The 2,321-nt window shown below is 58.6% G+C and carries 2 protein-coding genes and 1 pseudogene; all 3 read right to left on the reverse strand.

Going from position 1 to position 2,321, the window contains the following annotated elements:
* The coding region (locus AB9K34_RS01060) for an iron chelate uptake ABC transporter family permease subunit (RefSeq protein ID WP_369952621.1) at window positions 1-675 on the reverse strand (675 nt) is incomplete at its 3' end.
* A gap of 93 nt (window positions 676-768) precedes the next feature.
* Window positions 769-1,692: an ABC transporter substrate-binding protein gene (locus AB9K34_RS01065; RefSeq protein WP_369952622.1), complete on the reverse strand. Its 924-nt coding sequence runs from the start codon at window positions 1,690-1,692 to the stop codon at window positions 769-771.
* Between the two features lie 261 nt (window positions 1,693-1,953).
* Window positions 1,954-2,321 (reverse strand): annotated as a pseudogene (locus tag AB9K34_RS01070) (DDE-type integrase/transposase/recombinase); the annotation flags it as partial.

Raw genomic sequence — 2,321 nt, forward strand, 5'->3', positions numbered from 1 at the left:
TCCTGCAGGATAGCCTTGGCCTTCTCGCTCTTGTGGACGGCCAGATTGTCGAGGAATGAGGAGGGTTAGAAAACGATCCGGTGGATCGTTTTCCCGACGAATGACGTCGCCCGGTTGCAGGGTCGGGGCGAGCTGGGTCTCAACATAGGCATCGAAGATTGCGCGCGTCATGGCGCCATCGATGACCCAGGGTGCCTTCAGGCCATCATGGCGCAGACCCGCGATGAAGGCCTGTGTTGTCCAATGCCTGAACGGGGCCTCGGCTCGCAGCCGGTCGCCACGCCTCGCCCGACCGCGCAGACGGGCCGTTTTCGTGGTGGTCGCAGTCTCGTCGATGAACATCACTTGTGGGGTCTGCGCCAAAGCCCCAAGCGACAGCGACAGGCTGCCCGCACCAAAGCCCAGAACGATGACGCAGACCGCCCCGGTCGAGGCCCCTGCCGAGACGCTCAGCACGAAAGACTCGGCCAGCGGGTTGCGCAACAGTGCCTGCAGGATTTCCCCGCAGATCGCCAGCTCCGCCGCCGCGAGCGCCGCGATCAGGGCGCGGCTTAGGCGCAGGTTCCAGACAACGCTTTGTTCGATGGGCACAATATCGGCGCCGGTCAGGCCCAGTTCATTGGCGACGGACAGGAAGACTGTCCGCAAAGCGATGTTATAATCGCCAATCGCCAATCGCCGTCGCGGCGGCGAAGATCAGGATGATCAGAGACAGGCAGAGGAAGAGGGCGAGCCGCACGGCGCCTCCCTCTGACGTGTCGAAGGTCTTCACGGAAGATCGAGCGCATTCAATTGTTCGGCCACCTGCTCGGCATCGTAAAGGGTGCGGATGCTGGGGTTCATCGCTGCGCCGTTTATCACAACGATCCGACCGTTTCTGACCGCATCCATCTCGCTGACGGTGGGGTCAGAAGTCAGGAAGTCGATCTTGTTTTCAGCGGTGTCCAGCTCCCACCGGTTGCGATCCACCTGGGCCGCGAAGAAGATCGTCGGGTTGGCGGCCATGATGCCTTCCCAGCCCCCGGCTGGCCAGTCCACTTCTGTCTTGATGGCGTTGGAGGCTCCAAGGATGTCGGTGATATAGCCCGACGGGCCATTGCCGCCCCCGAGATAGGCATCATCGGCGGGTGACGCGCTGGAGAACCAGAGGAGGAAGGAAAGATCCCCGTTCGCCGCGAATTGTTCGCGCAGCGCCACTTCGCGCAATTTGAAATCCTTGATCAGTGCTTGCCTGCGGTCAGCGACGTCAAAGAGCCGGGAGAGGTCCTTAATCTCCTTGTAAAGCAGGTTCATGCTCCACATTTCATCACGCGAGTCGTAAGCATCGTTCGCGTCCAGCGACTTAGAACAGGCGCTTGGCGACAGGTATGTCGGAATGCCAAGAATTTCAAAATCGGACCTCTTGACGACCTTGCTGTCGGGGCCAAGCAAGGTCGTCAACATTGCCGCCACGAAGTCGGGCTGCGTCGACAGCACCGTTTCAGGCGTTTGGAATTCAACGGTGAGCAATTCCACCTTGTCGTTGGCGTCCGCCAGTTCAGGCAGCACGGAATTGAGCCAGAAGGCCGTGGCGGCCATCCTGTCTTCGAGACCCAGCAACAACATGATTTCGGCGCTGTTTTGTCCCAGAGCCAAGGCGTTCTGCGGCGCCTGCTCGAAGGTGACCGACTGGCCGCAGTTTTCGATGGTCAAGGGGTAGTCCGTCTGCGCCTGAACGGCAGCTGCTGACAACGCCAAAGCGATTGAAAATGCAGCGGGGTAGGTGGTGCTCGTCGAAGAGATCTCTTGCTTGAGTTGTTTTGTCGGAAATCGGGTGCAGGCTTCCTTCCGCACGTACAAGAGTACTTTTGTCGCGATTTCATCAACATTCTAAAACCGCAACGGGATGCCATCGAACCCAAGGGAATTGCCAAGTTGTTGAGCATTGGATTTGAAAGGTCTTGGCTGGATATATCACGCCGTCATCTGAGCGGCATGGTCTGTCCAGAGACAGAGAACATTTGCCCTGGCATGGTGATAGGAAATGGCGGTCAGTTTGTGACGTCGAGAGCTGAAGACGGTATTGATCTGGTCATGCGCGACCACGAAACGGTGTGCCTGTCTGGTCGATTTGAACCGGACCATGATTTTTCTCGTCGTCGCGTTGGCCTGTGACTACCCTCAATCCTGTTGTTGAGGCCCTTATGCGCGCGATGGTCAGCATCCGGCGCTTGATGGGCAATCGGCTTGATGTAGCTGCGCAGTTTGTCTGTAACGAAGACCCTTGGTTGGCCGAATTGCGCGATCAGCCTCGCCATGAAGCGCTTGGCAGCTTTGTCATT

This window comes from Sedimentitalea sp. XS_ASV28, from assembly GCF_041224545.1.
Classification (GTDB): Bacteria; Pseudomonadota; Alphaproteobacteria; order Rhodobacterales; family Rhodobacteraceae; genus Sedimentitalea.